General features: G+C 67.9%; 14 protein-coding genes. 3 read left to right on the forward strand and 11 right to left on the reverse strand.

The annotated features are described in order from the left end of the window. Together EDD27_RS52325 and EDD27_RS52330 are read right to left on the reverse strand one after the other, a co-directional pair. Nucleotides 1–1218, reverse strand: a complete 1218-nt coding sequence (locus EDD27_RS52325; RefSeq protein ID WP_127940118.1) for a hypothetical protein — start codon at nt 1216–1218, stop codon at nt 1–3. Continuing rightward, complete coding sequence (locus EDD27_RS52330; RefSeq protein WP_127940119.1) at nt 1215–1715, reverse strand: SigE family RNA polymerase sigma factor; 501 nt, start codon at nt 1713–1715, stop codon at nt 1215–1217. The genes EDD27_RS52325 and EDD27_RS52330 overlap by 4 nt, the downstream gene beginning before the upstream one ends. A 304-nt stretch (nt 1716–2019) precedes the next feature. On the opposite strand from EDD27_RS52330, the gene EDD27_RS52335 reads away from it, so the two are divergent. Continuing rightward, nucleotides 2020–2481 (forward strand): hypothetical protein, encoded by a 462-nt coding sequence (locus EDD27_RS52335; protein WP_127940120.1) that lies wholly within the window; start codon nt 2020–2022, stop codon nt 2479–2481. A gap of 377 nt (nt 2482–2858) precedes the next feature. Here EDD27_RS52335 and EDD27_RS52345 read toward each other — a convergent pair whose 3' ends face one another. The 8 genes from EDD27_RS52345 to EDD27_RS52380 form a co-directional block, all read right to left on the reverse strand. Beyond that, nucleotides 2859–3026 carry a hypothetical protein gene (locus EDD27_RS52345; protein WP_241564721.1) on the reverse strand — a complete coding sequence of 56 codons (168 nt, stop codon included), beginning with the start codon at nt 3024–3026 and terminating at the stop codon, nt 2859–2861. 38 nt (nt 3027–3064) lie between these two features. Further along, a complete protein-coding gene (gene efeB, locus EDD27_RS52350) occupies nt 3065–4390 on the reverse strand; it encodes an iron uptake transporter deferrochelatase/peroxidase subunit (RefSeq protein ID WP_127940122.1) in 1326 nt (441 codons plus the stop codon). Nucleotides 4391–4406: 16 nt separating this feature from the next. Continuing rightward, nucleotides 4407–5546 (reverse strand): iron uptake system protein EfeO, encoded by a 1140-nt coding sequence (efeO, locus tag EDD27_RS52355; RefSeq protein ID WP_127940123.1) that lies wholly within the window; start codon nt 5544–5546, stop codon nt 4407–4409. Between the two features lie 11 nt (nt 5547–5557). After that, on the reverse strand, nt 5558–6391 hold the full coding sequence (gene efeU / locus EDD27_RS52360) for an iron uptake transporter permease EfeU (RefSeq protein ID WP_127940124.1): 834 nt from the start codon (nt 6389–6391) through the stop codon (nt 5558–5560). A gap of 103 nt (nt 6392–6494) precedes the next feature. Further along, nucleotides 6495–7862, reverse strand: a complete 1368-nt coding sequence (locus EDD27_RS52365; protein ID WP_127940125.1) for a glycoside hydrolase family 5 protein — start codon at nt 7860–7862, stop codon at nt 6495–6497. A gap of 9 nt (nt 7863–7871) precedes the next feature. Beyond that, complete coding sequence (locus tag EDD27_RS52370; RefSeq protein ID WP_206642049.1) at nt 7872–8714, reverse strand: carbohydrate ABC transporter permease; 843 nt, start codon at nt 8712–8714, stop codon at nt 7872–7874. Next, nucleotides 8711–9670 (reverse strand): carbohydrate ABC transporter permease, encoded by a 960-nt coding sequence (locus tag EDD27_RS52375; RefSeq protein WP_127940126.1) that lies wholly within the window; start codon nt 9668–9670, stop codon nt 8711–8713. Before EDD27_RS52375 ends, EDD27_RS52370 begins: the two co-directional genes overlap by 4 nt. Beyond that, nucleotides 9667–10950, reverse strand: a complete 1284-nt coding sequence (locus EDD27_RS52380) for an extracellular solute-binding protein (protein WP_127940127.1) — start codon at nt 10948–10950, stop codon at nt 9667–9669. The genes EDD27_RS52375 and EDD27_RS52380 overlap by 4 nt, the downstream gene beginning before the upstream one ends. A 144-nt stretch (nt 10951–11094) precedes the next feature. Between EDD27_RS52380 and EDD27_RS52385 the strand changes: the two genes are divergently transcribed. Both EDD27_RS52385 and EDD27_RS52390 read left to right on the forward strand, forming a co-directional pair. After that, complete coding sequence (locus EDD27_RS52385) at nt 11095–12105, forward strand: LacI family DNA-binding transcriptional regulator (protein WP_127940128.1); 1011 nt, start codon at nt 11095–11097, stop codon at nt 12103–12105. A 3-nt stretch (nt 12106–12108) separates the two neighbouring features. Then, nucleotides 12109–12666, forward strand: a complete 558-nt coding sequence (locus tag EDD27_RS52390) for a GrpB family protein (RefSeq protein ID WP_127940129.1) — start codon at nt 12109–12111, stop codon at nt 12664–12666. A 20-nt stretch (nt 12667–12686) separates the two neighbouring features. Here the strand turns inward: EDD27_RS52390 and EDD27_RS52395 are convergent, their stop codons facing one another. Further along, on the reverse strand, nt 12687–14300 hold the full coding sequence (locus tag EDD27_RS52395; RefSeq protein ID WP_127940130.1) for a serine/threonine-protein kinase: 1614 nt from the start codon (nt 14298–14300) through the stop codon (nt 12687–12689). Nucleotides 14301–14372 lie beyond the last annotated feature (72 nt).

Consider the following 14372-nt stretch of genomic DNA (forward strand, 5'->3'; position numbering starts at 1 on the left):
TCAGAGGGTGCCGGGGAAACCGGGGATCACGAGATAGAAGTGGTCCTGCGCGGTGTAGGTGGCGAGCTTCCTGGCCTTGCCCGTCTTCACGTTCACCGCGTAGGCCGTGAAAGGGGTAAAGGACGGATCGAGCCGACTCTCCACAAGATCATCGGCAGTCTCTTCATTGGCGCACTTGAAGGGGCTGGCGAGAGCGGTGATCTCCGTGGAGTTGACCCAGCCACGCAAATAGACGAAGTTGCTCGTCATCGAGAGGCCGCTGATGGGGACCGTTCTGAGCACCTTGCCGGTCTCCGGGTCCAATCGCACGAGATCGTCGCCGCTCCTCCCGCAGTTCATGCCCGGAACGCGGACGCTCTTCAGCGCGAAGAGATCCTTCCCGTTGGGAGAAAGCGGGCCGACGAGGGAGTGCTTCGGGAGGTTGACGGTCCGTCCGTTACCTGCCGTGGACGTCGTCCACAGCCGGGTCAGGGTCTGCAACCTGCTCTTGGGCGAGTACTGCGCCAGCGTGATCGTGCCGCCGTCCGCCGACAGGCCGATCGGGTTCCAGCCGTTCGGCAGTGGCCGCACCATCCGTTCCTGCAGGTCGATGAGCATGGCCGGGTCCGTCAGCGGCGGATTCTTGGCGAACGCCAGGAAACGCCCGTCGTCCGACAGCAGCAGGTGAGAAATGCTGCCGAGCCAATTCTCGGACACCCTCGTCGGGGCCACCTGCTCCGCACCGGAGGCGAGATCGCGCACGACGAAGGTTCGGTGCGCGGCGCCGTAGTAGGCGATCTTCCGACCGTCCCGGCTGATCGCGAGAGGACTGTCCCGCAGCCCTGCCCCCCTGTACGGGCTGAGGCTCGGCAACGCCTGCGCCACCCGGTACGTCTTGCCGTCCCGCGTGACCACCCGCCAACCGCCGTCCACGCACCCCGGCGGCACCTTGCCGTCCTGCGGACGGCAGAACGTCTTGTACGCGTGACTCAGCGGCCCGACCCCGCGCGCCGGCAGGTCGTTGACGGTCGCCGGATCGGCGGCCGGGACGGGCTCACCGGCCGGCAGCACCCGTACGGCGGCCGTCGCGCCGAGCGCGGTGACGACGACCGCGGCCGCGGCCACGACCCAGGCGGCGGTACGCCGCCGCCGTTCCCGGATCCTGATCGTCCGCTCCGCCAGGTCCACCTGAGGAGTTTCGTCGGCCAGCTCGTCCAGGACGTTCCGCAGCCAGGTCATCGCTGTCCCTCCAGTTCAGAGAACGCCGGCGAGAGAGTGCGCAGCCGGGCCAGCGCGTGATGGGTTTGGCTCTTCACCGTGCCGATCGAGCACTTGAGCAGCTTGGCGGTCTCGTGCTCGGTGAGATCCTCGTAGAAGCGCAGGATGATGACCGCCCGCTGCCGGGGCGGCAGTTGCGCGAGCGCCTGCCGTACGGCCAGCCTGACGACCGTGGAGTCCTCGTTCGAATAGGACCCCTCCGGGGGCGCCGCGCTGGGCAACTCGGCCGAGACGAGGCGCCGCCGCCACGAGATGTACTGGTTCACCAGCGCCTTGCGCGCGTACGCCTGCGGATTGCCGACGTGCGTCAGCTTGGGCCAGCGCGCGAGCACCTTGAGCAGCACGCTCTGCAGCAGGTCCTCGGCGAGGTGGGCGTCTCCGGTGAGCAGGTACGCGGTACGCATCAGCGACTGCTGATGGGCCGCGACGAACTCGCGGAAGCTGTCATTGGGGTCCAAGACGACTCCTCTCACCCGTTACCGACGCCGGAGAGGAGCCAAAAGGTTGGGTCTGCCGCTCCTCCGTATCACGCGGTTCAGCGCATTCGCTAGCGGCGCATGGCTCTGAGCGGGAGGTGACGCGCGGCCTGACTGGCATGCACTTCCCGGACCGTACGGACCGGTTCGAGCGCCACGACGGCGTGGGCGGCCAAGCGGCTTTTCCCAGCGTTCTCTCGGAGATGAGTACTGGTCTACTCGGGCTGTAGAGGCTGCCTTACGTACCTGGTAGCGATATCTGAACTACTTCAGATAAGCCGACTCTGTGGCGACGAAGAGCTTCCCGTACAGCACGTTTCTCAGAGGCCCTTCGGAGGTGCTTCCCGCACTGGACCACGCCGACGTCATCCTCGAACGGCGCGATGACGAGAACATCATCTTGATGCGCGCTGAGCGATTCGAGGCAGGGGCAGCCAGTCTGCGCATCGCCGCCCGTGCGCTGGCCATCGTGGCTCGCCGGAACAGTGACCTCGCCGAGGAGGTCCTGGCGGAGGAACTCCCCTGGCTCACCTGGCTGCCAGACACCGAGCGTCATGGATGTGTGCGTGAACTCCTCAACCATCTGATCGCGGGGGCGGACACCGGAGAGTTGCTGCCGTTCGCACGGTCGTTGACCTCCTGGCGCTCTACTGCGGTGATCTGGAGCGATCCAGAGCTCGCCCGCGAACTGCAGGGACCCTTCCCCGGAGATGGTCCGGAAGTAGCTCGTCCGAAAGGGGATTATTGATGGCGGGCCGGGGCGACGATGTTCCCCGGCCGAATCCTTGGCGCGTTCGGTTCGCTGACCGCCGGGCCGCCGAGGGCTGGAAACAACTGCTCGGGCTGGGACCGGACACCCCCGGCAGACCGATCAACGGCGCGGCCGGTAGGTGACCGCTGAGGACGGGGGTTACGGCGTGAACTGGAGCATCGGCAAGGGCTTCGACGGTGCGACGTTCTGGAAGAGGTCGATACAGTTTCGATCGAAGCCTGGATGCTGTAGGGCGGTCGCGCAGAGCATCGCATCGATGGCGTACTTGTGACCGTGCAACTCCGCACATCGCAGCAGTGCAGCAGCGGACTGAGCGAGGGTCTGTGTGACCGGCTCCACTCGCAGGGCACCACTCACGCAGCGGCCCCCGCTGCAGGCGCGTCGCCGGTGAGTCGAGCATGCTTGGCCGCCACGGCGTCCGGATCGGCCGGGCCGTGGACCTTTTCAAAGTTTGCGATCAGCTCGTACAGGTTGTCCCGCTCGAGCTGGCGTTGGGCCGCCCTCTCCAGGTATGCCGACACGCCACGCTTGCCAACCCGCTCACGGATCGCCTGCAGTGTTAGTCAAAGAGCGTACGACCCCAATAATCTCCCGCGTCCCGAACGCCAGGCGGGACCGCGAACAGCCCGCTGCTGACGTGCTTGATGTACTCGTTGAGCGGATCGGTCTTGGCCAGGCTCATCTGCACCGACACGAACTGCTTGCGCGGGTCGCGCTGGTAGGCGATGAAGAACAACCCCGCGTCCAGTCGCCCGAGCCCGTCGGAGCCGTCGACGAAGTTGTAGCCGCGGCGCAGCAGGTGCGCGTTGCCGTGGAAACTCGGGTGCGCCAGCCGCACGTGGGCGTCCGCCGCGATGACGGGTTGCCCGTCCGAGGTCTTGGCCGTGAAGTCGAGCGTGTCGAACTCGCGCTTCTTGCCCAGCGGCGCCCCTTCACCCTTGTCCCGGCCGATGATCTGCTCCTGCTCCAGGAGCGACGTGCGGTCCCACGTCTCGATCATCATGCGGATCTTCCTGGTGACCATGTACGTGCCGCCCGCCATCCAGGCGCTTCCGTCCTGCGCGTTCGCCCACAGCTGCTCGCGCAGCAGATCGGCGTCCTCCAGCTTCAGGTTGTTGGTGCCGTCCTTGAAGCCCATCAGGTTGCGGGGCGTGGTCTGGGCACGTGACGTGGAGGAGGTGCGGCCGAAGCCGAGTTGCGACCACCGTACGGAGACCCGGCCGAAGCCGATCCTGGCCAGGTTGCGGATGGCATGTACGGCGACCTGGGGGTCGTGGGCGCAGGCCTGCACGCAGATGTCCCCGCCGGAGATTTCGGGAATGAGCTGTTCTCCAGGAAACTTCGGCAGATCGGCGAGGGCGGCCGGCCGCTTGGCGGCCAGCCCGAATCGGTCGTCGAAGAGCGACGGGCCGAACCCGATCGTCAGTGTCAGCCCCGAGGCCGGCAGGCCGAGCGCCTCGCCCGTGTCGTCGGGGGCGGCCTCTGGGGCGCCGCCCACCGCGCCGTACGAGCCTGCCTCCTTGCCCTGGGTCAGCCGCGCCGCCGCGGCCGACCACTCCTGCAGCAGGTCCACCAGCTCGGCCCGCTTCTCCGTGGTGACGTCGAATGCCACGAAATGCAGGCGGTCCTGGGCAGGCGTGACAATGCCCGCCTGGTGCTGACCGTAGAAGGGATACGGGTCGGAGGCGGACGAGGCGTGCGCGACCGGTGGCTCGTCGAGCAGCGACCGCGCCGCCACCGCCCCGGCACCCACCACCGCCGCCCCGGCCGCGCCCAGCCCGAACAGCCCTCTGCGGCTCATCCGCCGCCCTTCTCCGGCCTCGGGCTCCGTGGCCTTCGGCTCAGCGCCCCCTGCGGGGCGCTCGGGCTCCGTCGCCTTCGACATCGCGACCTTCCTCCAGCTACTTCGCGACCACCGGGGCGATCTTGCTGATCGGCTCGCCCAGCGCGTTGATCGCGTCCGAAAGCGACTTCAGCTCGGCCTTGGACAGCTCGTTGTGCAACTGCCAGCCGTCTCCCTTGCGGTGCACCTCGAGCGCCGCCTCCGCCGCCGCGAACTTCTCATCCAGCGTCTTGACCAGGTCCGGGGCCCGCTCCTCGAGCACCGGTCGCAGCGACTGCACGGCCGCCTTGGAACCTTGGAGGTTGGCCGCGAAGTCCCACAGGTCGGTGTGCGACCAGATGTCCTCCTCGCCGGTGATCTTCCCGGTGGCCACCTCGTCCAGCAGTTCCTTGGCGCCGTTGGCCAGGTGCAGCGGGGTGAGCTCGGCGGCGTTGGCCTTGTCGACGATGGTCTTCACGTCGGCGATCAGCTTGTCGGCCATCGGGCCGGACTTGCTGACGTCCTTGTGGATCCACAGATCCTTCTCGATCTTGTGGAAGCCGGTCCACTCGTCGCCCTCGGCCAGGTCGGCCTCGCGGCCGTCGATGGCGGGGTCGAGGTCGCCGAAGATCTCCGCCACGGGCTCGATGCGCTCCCAGTAGGTCCGCGACACCGGATACAGCGCCTTGGCCTCCTCGATCTTGCCGGCCTTGACCGCGTCCACGAACTCCTGGGTCTTGACCAGCAACGTGTCGGTCTGCGACTTGACGTACCGCTTGTAGCTGGCCACGGCTTCGGCCAGCTTGGCGTCCGCGGTGAGCTTCTTGTGCTCGCCGGTCACCTTGAGCGGGTTGCGGATGCCCTTGCCGACCATGCCGGGCTTGCAGGCCGTCTCGTACGCCCCGGCGGGCAGCTCGGCGATAAGCTCCCTGGTCAACCCCGGCACGATGTTCTCGACTTCGGCCATGACCCGATCGCCGGGGGCGTACACGTAGAACTCGGTCACCTTGGAGCCGCCGTTGGTGATCGCGAAGGTCGTGGTGCCCGCCGCGACCTCGGACGCGGCGACCTTGCATTCGGTGTCGTTCGCGGCCACGGCGATCTTCCCGGGCGCGGCAGGGCCGGACGACGAGGCGGGGGCGGGAGCGGCGCCCGAGCCGCAGGCGGTCAGACCGGCCAGGGCGAGCGCGCCGAAAGTCAGATGGATGGCGGTACGCATGATGCTCCTGTTCAGGCCGCGGAGGACGCGGGCGCCGGGGTGGTCTTGCTCCGCTGCGGTCGGAGGAAAAGGAAGAGGGTGGGAACGAGGTACGCGGCCCAGGCGACGACCTCGGCGACGCTCGGCTGTGGGGTGATGTTGAAAATGCCCGACAGCAGGGCGCCGTACCAGGAATCGGCGGGAAGCACGCCGCTGATGTCGAAGGCGTACGTGGTCAGGCCCGGCAGCACGCCGGCCTCCTGCAGGTCGTGCACGCCGTACTTGAGAATGCCCGCGGCCACCAGGATGAGCAGCAACCCCGTCCAGGTGAAGAAGCGAGTGAGGTTGATCTTGATGGCGCTGCGGTAGAGCCCCCAGCCGATGAGCACCGAGGTGAGCACCCCGAGGGTGATGCCGATCAGCGGCTCCACCGTCGTGGTGGCGCCCTGGGCGGCCGCGAAGAACAGCAGCGCGGTCTCCAGCCCCTCCCTGGCGACGGCCAGGAACGCCATGACGACCACGGCGAACGAGCCCACCTGGAGCGCCTCGGAGAGCTTGCCCCGCAGCTCACCGGAGAGCGCGCGGGCGGCCCGCCGCATCCAGAAGATCATCCAGGTGACGAACACGACGGCCAGCAGTGAGGCGATCGCCTCGAAGAGCTCCTGCCCGGTGTACTCGAGACGGGCCGCCGTGAACGTCAGCAGCGCCCCGAACGCGACGGACAGCGCGACGGCCACGCCGACGCCCGCCCAGACCTGGGGGAGTTTGTCCTTGCGGTCGCTCTTGACGAGGAAAGCGACGAGGACCGAGACGACGAGCGTCGCCTCGAGTCCTTCGCGCAGTCCTATGAGGTAACTGGCGAACACCGTCACTCCCAGATCACTGAGGTAAGGCTTACCTTAATTAGGGCAGCCGAAGCTTACTCTCAGAAGGCGCCCGAAAGCGATAGGCGTGACGGTGTGGGCCTCGTCACCGTGCCAGGTTGTCGGCCAGGAGTTCGAGCAGCGGCTCGCGGCGTACACACTGCTCCAGCAGGAACGAGTCCGCCAAGGCGATCAGCTCGTCGTCGCCGAGGCCCCGGAAAAGCTCGGCGTACTCGGGCAGCAGCGCCTGGGCGATCAGGATGTGCCTGATCAGGTCGTCGCTCTGGTAGCGAGCGCCCCACGGGTACGGATCCCAGCCGGGGAACTCTGTCTCGATCAACTGGTGCAGCGGCGCGAGCACGTCCGACGACTCCTCCATGGTGGAGCCCCAGCGATCCGCGCCGAGCCGCTGTTTCTTGGCGATGAAGCCGCCGAACCGGTGCAGGTACGGCCCGGAGGCGTGCACCAGTCCCTGCAACCCCACGTCCTTGTACGTCCACAACGACCACCCCACGTCCTGGCCGTCGTAGATCTCCAGCTGGTCACGCAGGATCTGGAGCCGCTGCGCGTCCACCTCCGGGTCCCCGGTGTAGACGGGCCCGAACTCGCCGACCCAGAGCGGCGTGCCGGTCTCGCGCTGGAAGCGGGACCGCTTGGCGAAGGTCTTCTCCAGCTCCGCCTTGTCGCACCACTCGCCGCGCGTGTAGCCGGGGTAGGGGCCGCCGTGGGCGAACCCGGCCAGCGCATAGTCGTGTGTGACGAACACCGTGTTCTCGTACATCTCCCGAAATATCGAGAAATCGGTGGCGTACGTGTTGCCGTCCAGGAACAGGATGTGGCGCGGGTCCGCGGTCCGGATGGCCTTCACCAGGCGGTCATAGAAGGGGCCGATCACCTTGCCGGACACGTCACCGGGCTCGTTGACCGGGTTGTAGCCGGCTACCCAGTGATTGTCGCGGTAGTGGTCGGCGAGCGCCTCCCACAGGTGCACCGCCCGGTCCTGGAAGTGGCGGTGCTGCCAGAACGCGGCCACGTGCGTCGGGTTGTCGGAGTGCCAATGCTGGTTCTGCGAGCCGGGCAGCGCGTGCAGGTCGATCACGCTGTAGATGCCGTGCGCGCCGAGCAGGCCGATCACCCGGTCCAGGTGGCGGAAGCCGCGCGGGTCGATCTCGAAGGGCCGGTCGTCGGCCTCCCAGTGGTGGTAGTTCACCGGGATGCGCACGCAGTTCATGCCCAGCTCGGCCAGCAGCGCCGCGTCCTGCTCGGTGAAGAACGACGTCAGCAGCCGGTCGAAGAACAACTCCGCCCGCTCCTCACCGAGGACGCCGCGGACGGCCTGCCGCATCGAGCTCTCGTTGGCCGGGTAGCCGGTGATGAAGTTCTCCATGTTCATCCAGCCCCCGAGGCCCACCCCGCGAAGCCGTACCGGCGTGTTGTCGTCCGTGACGAGATGGGATCCGGATACGTGAAGCATGTAAAGAGGTCATCCCTTCGTGGCGCCGGCGGTGATCCCGCCGACCAGGTGACGTTCGGCGAGGGCGTAGAACCCGAGCGCCGGAACCATGGCCAGGACGAGGTAGGCGAGGATGCGGGCGGTGTCGGAGGCGTACTGGCCCTGGAACTGCTGGATCCCGAGCGGGAGTGTCCAGCTGGCCTCCTCGCTGAAGACCACCAGCGGCAGCATGAAGTTGTTCCAGCTGCCCACGATGGCCAGCACCGAGACGGTGGCGATGGCGGGCCGGGCCATGGGCAACAGGATCCGCCAGAAGAACCCGAACGGGGTGCAGCCGTCGATGATGGCCGCCTCCTCGATCTCGCCCGGGATGCTCCGGAAGAAACCGCGCAGGATGATGATCGTCAGCGGCAGGCCGAACGCCGCCTGCGTCAGGATGACGCCGAGCGGGTTGTCCAGCAGCCCGAACGTGCGCAGCAGCACGAAGATCGGCAGGATGGCCACCGCGAACGGGAACATCAGCCCTGCCGTGAACACGGTGAACAGCAGCTCCCTGCCGCGGAAGGCGTACCTGGCGAAGATGAATCCCGCCAGCGCCGCCAGCGCGACCGTCAGCACGGTCGTCACGACCGCGATGAACGTGCTGTTCCACATCTGCAGCCAGAACGAGCCCGACCCGAGCACGTCGGTGTAGTTGGCGGTCACCCACGTCTCCGGCAGCCCGAACGGGTTGCCGGACAACTCGCTGTTGGCCTTGAACCCGCCGAGGAACGCGTAGATCACCGGGATGAGGATGAACGCGCCCACGACCCACGCGATCGCGTGCAGGGGCAGCGTGTTGGTCCTGGCGGGGGCCTTCTTCCGATGGATCACCGGCGGCCTCCCATGTTGGTGGTGGCGCCCTCGAGATCGCGGCGCATGACGAAACGCTGGTAGATGAGGGCGAAGACGAGGCTGAGCACGAACATCACGACGCTGATCGCGCTGGCGTAGCCGACCTGGGAGCGTTTGAAGCCGTACTCCATCATGGTCACGGCCATCGTCTCGGACGAGTGCGAAGGCCCGCCCCCGGTGAGGATCCACACCAGGTCGAACAGCTGGATGGTGTAGATGACGGACAGGAAGATGCTGATCCTGATCGTCGGCCCGAGCAGGGGCAGCGTGATGTGCCGGAACGTCCTCCAACTGCTCGCGCCGTCGATCTGGGCGGCCTCGATGAGCTCATTGGGGATGTTCTGCCGGCCGGCCAGGTAGATCATCATGTGGAAGCCGAAGTACTTCCACGTCATGACCAGGAACAGCGACGGCATCACGGTGTCGGGGTCGGCCAGCCATTCCGACTCGATCCCGAAGACCGACAGCAGCTGGTTCGCCATGCCGGACTCGGGCGAGAGGATCAGCGAGAACAGCACGCCTGTGATCACTTCGGAGAGCACGTACGGCGCGAAGAACACCACCCGGTACAACGCGCGCCCGCGGATGCGCTGGTTCAGCAGCATCGCGATGGCGAGCGAGAACGGCAGCTGAACGCACACCGAGAACAGCACCAGCACCAGCAGGTGCCACAGGTCCTGAGCGAAGATTTCGGTGCCGAACAACCGGGTGAAGTTGTCGAAGCCGATGAAGTTGGTCGGCAGCCCGCCGAACCCGTTCCACCGGAACGCGCTGGAATAGACGGCCACCAGGATCGGGGCCACCACCAGCAGGAGGAACAACACGAGCGCGGGCAGCAGGAACAGGGTGATCGTCAGCCACCTGCCGCGTTTCTTGACGGCAGGGGCGGGGGCCGGAAACTTAACCGCTTCCGGCCCTCGGGTGAGTGTCGTCATTCTTCGCTCTTGGCCACTTCGGTGATGTCAGCACCGACTTCCTCCGGCGTCTTGGTGCCGGCGATCAGTTCGGCGACGCTGTCGTTGACCTGCTGGCCGACGGCCGGCGGGTACGCCTGGTCGAGGTAGAGCTGGTAGCCGCCGGCGCTCGCCAGCATGGTCGCCACCTGCTTGAGGTTCGGGTCCTTGACCGCGCTCTCCTCGCCCTTGAGCACCGGCAGCACGCCGCCGGCCTCCACGGCCTTGGAGTGGTTGCCCATCTCGGTCATGAACTTCACGAACTCCACGGCCTCCTTCGGGGCATCCGTCCCCACGGCCAGGCCGCCGCCCCCGCCGAACGCGTCCGTGGCCGCACCCTTACCGCCCTCGACGGCGGGGAAGGGGAAGAAGCCGAGGTCGTCGCCGAGGCCCTTGCCGGAGTCCTTCTGAACGGCCGGCGCCCACTGGCCCATCAGCTCCATGGCGGCCTTGCCGTTGCTCACCGTGGCCGACTGACCGTCAGGGGTCGAGTAGGCCGCGCCGAGGAAGCCCTTCTGGAACGGCTGCAGGTCCGCCAGCGCCTTGACCTGCTGTCCCGCGGCGATGAAGTCGGGCTTGGTGAAGTCCTTGTCCACCGCGGCCTGCTTGAGCGCGTCGAGACCGGCGATACGCATGGCGAGGTAGGCCCAGTAGTAGTGCCCGGGCCACTTCTCCTTGCCGGCCAGGGCGATCGGGGTGACGCCCGCCGCCTTGAGCTTCTTGACATCCTCGAGGAACGCCGACCAGGTGGCCGGCGGCTGGGTGATGCCCGCCTTCTCAAAAAGTTTCTTGTTGTACCAGAAACCCACCATCCCGATGTCCGTGGGCAGTCCGTATGTCTTGCCGTCGAGCTGGTACGCGCTCAGCGCCGCGGGCGTGAAGTTCGGCAGGACGTCGGCGACGTCGCTGGTGATGTCCTTGACCAGGCCGGCGTCGATCTGCTGCTTCAGCACGCCGCCGCCCCACGTCGCGAAGATGTCCGGCGCCTTGCCCGACTGGGTGATCGTGGTGAGCTTGGCCTTGTAGGCGTCGTTCTCCAGAACGGTGGCCTTGATGGTGACGTTCGGGTTCTTGGCCTCGAACTCCTTGGCCCGCTGCGCCCACAAGGACTTGAGCGGCTCGCTGGTCGACAGGTGCCACCACTCGAGCGTGACTTTCGCCGGCGATCCGCCGCCCTGACCCTGGGTCGCGTTTTCGCCGCCTCCACCGCCACAGCCGGCCGCGAGCACAGCGGTCGCGATCAACACCAAACTGCGTTTCATAGGGGTCCCTTCTCAGTGAGTGGCGAAAGTTTCGTGAACCCCCCGATAATTTCTTTGACGGGAGCTTAAGTAAACGCCACGTAAAGCGTCAATACTGTGGGCCCGAGCGACGCCAAACCGAAACTTTCGGATACACTCCCGATCGTGTCAGCGAAGAGGCGGGTCACGATCGCACTGATCGCGGAAGAGGCGGGGGTCTCCATCCCCACGGTCTCGAAGGTCATCAACGGGCGCCCGGAGGTCGCTCCGGCGACCCGCCACAGGGTCGAACGACTGCTCCAGGAGCACGGCTACCAGCGCCGCGTCAGCCAGGACGACACCCCTGCCGGCCTGGTCGACTTGGTCTTCGCCGAGATCGAGTCACCCTGGGCCATGGAGATCGTGCGCGGCGCGGAGAGCGCCGCCCACGAGGCCGGCGCCAGCGTGGTCATCTCGGTCCTGCACACCCACGCGGGTCCGGGACGCGACTGGCTGGAGCGGCTGGCCGCCCGCAGGACCGACGGCGTGGTGATCGTCGCCTCCCGCCTGTCCACCGGCATCCAGGCCCAGCTGAGCGCCCGCTCGCTGCCGTTCGCGGTGGTGGACCCGGAAGGCGAGCCCGCCCCGGGCGTGGTCTCCGTGGGGGCGACGAACTGGAACGGCGGTCTGGCCGCGACCCGTCATCTCCTGGAGCTGGGCCACCGCAGAATCGGCATGATCAGCGGCCCCTCTGACATGCTCTGCAGCCAGGCCCGCATCGACGGCTACCGGGCGGCGTTGGAAACGGCGGGTGAACCCCTCGCTCCCGAACTGGTGAGACGCGGAACGTTCCTGGTGGACTCCGGCCACGACGAGGGCCACGCCCTGCTGTCCCTGCCCGACCCGCCGACGGCCATCTTCGCCGGCAGCGACCTGATGGCCTTCGGCGTCTTCGAGGCGGCCAGGCAGCGGGGCCTGCGCGTGCCCGAGGATTTGAGCGTGGTCGGCTTCGACGACCTGCCCTTGGCCAAGTCGGCCTGGCCACCGCTGACCACGGTGCGCCAGCCGCTGCAGGAGATGGCTGCGCTGGCCACCCGCACGGTGCTGGCGATGGGGCGGGGCGAGGTCCCGGAGACCAAGCGGGTCGAACTGGCCACCGAACTGATCGTCCGCGAGAGCACCGCCAGGTATAAGTAGAAAATGCCTGACCCGCTCGATGACGCCAAGCTCTCCGCCGTGCTGGTGCAGGGACTGCGTCCCGTGAAGGTGACCATCGTCGACTACGACCCCGCCTGGCCGGCACGTTTCGAACGCCGTGCCGCCGAGCTGCGGGGGGTCCTGGGCGATCGCGCACGGCTGGTCGAGCACATCGGCTCGACCTCGGTGCCCGGTCTCGCTGCGAAGCCGATCATCGACATCGTCGTCGGCATCGACGATCCGGATGACGAGCCGGCGTACCTGCCTGATCTCCAGGCGGCGGGTCATGCCGTGCGTGTGCGTGAGCCGGAGCACCGCTGCCTGCGCACCGGTGAGCCCGGCGAGCCGGTGAACCTGCACTGTTATCCGCCTGATCATGTCGAAGTACGGCGGTACCTCGTCTTCCGGGACCGGCTTCGGGCCAGCGAGGCGGACCGGGAGCTCTATGCCGCGACCAAGCGGCAATTGGCCCAACGGGAGTGGCGCGACGTCAACTACTACGCCGAGGCCAAGAGGCCGATGATCGACGAGATCCTCGCCCGGGCGGGCTGGCGCGAATAGTCAGGCCGCGCGACTCTCCGTCAGTGGAAGAAGGACCTGCGCGGCTCCTGGCCGGTCACGCTGCCGATGCAGCGGTAGAAGCGCACCCCGTCGTCGAACTGGGCCTGGGACGGTGGCATGACGTCGGCCTCCCACCTGCCGGCTGCGATGGCCTTGGCGGCGCCGACCCGGCTGGCCAGGAGCACCGTGCGGCTGCAGACGCGCTTCACCGTCGGATGTTTGGCGAGGTCCTGCTGCACGTAGGTCTCGGCGTCCTTGGGGATGGGGGCGACAGCGAAGGTCTCCCATGAGTGTGTCTCCTCGCAGCCGAGCCGCCTGGCCTTCGTGTCGCCCACGATGATGACCATGCCGCCCCAGCACTCCGACTCCCGTACGCAAGCCGCGCCGGCGCCGCGCACGTTGGCGGCCGGGCAGTTCTCCGTGTACGTGTCCAGGCCGGTGAAGACGCCGGCCGGCTCTTGCGCGGGCTTCTTGGTCTTTTGCGTGGTCGCCGTGCTGCTGGGCTGGGCCTGCTGGGTCCCTTCCGGCTGCTGGACGATCTGCGTGTAGATGACTGCTCCGCCACCTACCACGATGACCAGGGTCAGGGCGGCGATGATCGCGACCAGGGCCTTGTTGATGCCATGGGGTGCGGGTGGCCGGGTGTCCGGCTGGCTGCCCGGTGGCGGGTTGGTGGGCTGGTGCGCGGCCAGCGGCGTCTGGGCGACCAGTGGAGCCTGTGCGACCCCCGGCTCCCGCACGATCCCCGACCCCTGCACGACCCTTGGTGCCTGTGGGGGCATCGGCCGGTCGTCGGGAGATGGTACGGAGGGCGTGAACGGCACGGCGGCGTGCGGGCCCAGCGGGACGGCGGCCAGCGCGTCGCGGAGGGCGGCGGCGCTGGGAGTACGTTGGCGGGGGTCGCTGGCCAGGGCCTGGCGCAGCACGGCGGTGAGTTCGGCAGGCACACCCGGGATGTCGGGGACCGGAAGGCGGTGCAGGGCCAGGATCATGGCCAGGTTCGGCACCCCGCTCTCCGGGAAGCGGGGCGGGCGGCCGGACAGCAGGGCGTACACGGTGGCCGCCAGGGCGTACACGTCGCCGGCCGGGCTCGGCTCGGCCAGCTCGAAGGCCTCGGGCGGCGCGTAGGACGGAGTCAGCGACTCGCGGGTCACGGACGCCTCGGGGCCGGAGGCCGGCATCGTGGCCAGGCCGAAGTCCGACAGGGCCGCCTGGCCGTACCGGTTGACGAGGATGTTGCCGGGCTTGACGTCGCGGTGCAGGACGCCTTGCGCGTGCGCGGCGGACAGGGCGTCGGCGATGCGCACGCCCACGTCGCGGGCCTCGGCCGGGGTCAGCCTGCGGCCGGCCAATGAGCCGCCGGGGCACATCTCCAGCACCATGTACGGCCGCCCGTCGGGCAGCAGGCCCGCGTCGTAGACGGGAACGACATGGGGGTGGCCGGACAGCGAGCCGGCCGCCGTGACCTCGCGGAGGAACCGGCGCCGGTCGCGGTCGGACAGCAGGACCCGGTTGTCCACCTTGAGCGCGACCTCGCGGCCTACCGCGGATTGCAGAGCCACGTACACGACGCCGAAGCCGCCCTGCCCGAGCACGCCCTTGATCTCGTAGCCGGGTACGGATAATTCGGACACGCGCGGAAGCGTACACGGTGCGGGGTGCGTCGATCTTGTGGTTGAACCCGCTCGCGGCGGGAGTGGCCAGGC

This window comes from Nonomuraea polychroma, assembly GCF_004011505.1.
Classification (GTDB): Bacteria; Actinomycetota; Actinomycetes; order Streptosporangiales; family Streptosporangiaceae; genus Nonomuraea; species Nonomuraea polychroma.

Bases quoted from the DNA above. Each gene is read 5' to 3' on its own strand.
- EDD27_RS52325 (WP_127940118.1), bottom strand. From the start codon at position 1,218: ATGACCTGGCTGCGGAACGTCCTGGACGAGCTGGCCGACGAAACTCCT.
- efeB (WP_127940122.1), bottom strand. From the start codon at position 4,390: ATGTCGAAGGCGACGGAGCCCGAGCGCCCCGCAGGGGGCGCTGAGCCG.
- efeO (WP_127940123.1), bottom strand. From the start codon at position 5,546: ATGCGTACCGCCATCCATCTGACTTTCGGCGCGCTCGCCCTGGCCGGT.
- EDD27_RS52365 (WP_127940125.1), bottom strand. From the start codon at position 7,862: ATGCTTCACGTATCCGGATCCCATCTCGTCACGGACGACAACACGCCG.
- EDD27_RS52375 (WP_127940126.1), bottom strand. From the start codon at position 9,670: ATGACGACACTCACCCGAGGGCCGGAAGCGGTTAAGTTTCCGGCCCCC.
- EDD27_RS52380 (WP_127940127.1), bottom strand. From the start codon at position 10,950: ATGAAACGCAGTTTGGTGTTGATCGCGACCGCTGTGCTCGCGGCCGGC.
- EDD27_RS52390 (WP_127940129.1), top strand. From the start codon at position 12,109: ATGCCTGACCCGCTCGATGACGCCAAGCTCTCCGCCGTGCTGGTGCAG.